Origin of the sequence: Stenotrophomonas sp. PS02297 (assembly GCF_029959705.1) — a bacterium.
GTDB classification, from domain to species: Bacteria; Pseudomonadota; Gammaproteobacteria; order Xanthomonadales; family Xanthomonadaceae; genus Stenotrophomonas; species Stenotrophomonas nitritireducens.
Map to the genome: position 1 here is coordinate 1 of NZ_JASCOS010000245.1, position 766 is coordinate 766.

Annotated in this window: 1 protein-coding gene; it reads left to right on the plus strand. The window is 72.3% G+C overall.

Annotation, left to right across the window (positions count from 1 at the left end):
• On the plus strand, positions 1-731 hold a 731-nt coding region (locus tag QMX80_RS19210; protein WP_282278773.1), incomplete at its 5' end, for a hypothetical protein.
• Between the last annotated feature and the right edge of the window lie 35 nt (positions 732-766).

Here is a 766-nt window from a genome sequence, read left to right on the forward strand (position 1 = left end):
TCACGGTCAACGGGCTGACCCCGGGTACGCGCTACACCTTCACCGTGACCGCGACCAACGGCGTGGGCACCGGTGCGGCGTCGGCCGCATCCAATGCCGTCACCACGGCGGCGACGCAGGTGATCAGTTTCGCCAATCCGGGCGCACAGGCCTTCGGCACCACGCCGACGCTGGTGGCCTCGGTGGATTCGGGCCTGCCGCTGCGCTTCGAGGCATCCACGCCGTCTGTGTGTAACGTCACGGCCGCTGGCATGCTGGGTTTCGCCAGTGCCGGTACCTGCACGGTGACGGTGCACCAGGACGGCGATGCCAGTCACTTGCCGGCTTCGCGGGCGCAGTCGTTCAGCGTGACCGCGGTGGTGGCCGCGTCGCCGGTACCGGGCGAGGTGACGGTGGTCGGTTCGGGCGAGGTGGCGGTGCATTTCACCCCGTCCGCCGCTACCGGCGAGACCATCACCTACACGGTCACCGCGCAGCCGGGCGGCATCACCGCCAGCGGCACGGGCTCGCCGATCACGGTGCGCGGGCTGACCGATGGCGTGAGCTACACCTTCACCGTTGCCGCGTCCGGCCAGACCGGCGGCAGCAGCGCGCCGTCGGCGCCGTCGGCCCCGGTGGTGCCGCAGGTGCTGCAGACTGTGGCCTTCGACGAGGTCGGCCCGCAGCGCTTCGACCAGGTGCCGGTGTTGTCGGCGCGCGCCGCCGCCGGGCGGCCGCGGGGGTTGAGTTAGTCCACGCCGGGCCTGTGCACGGTGGCCGCCCCAGG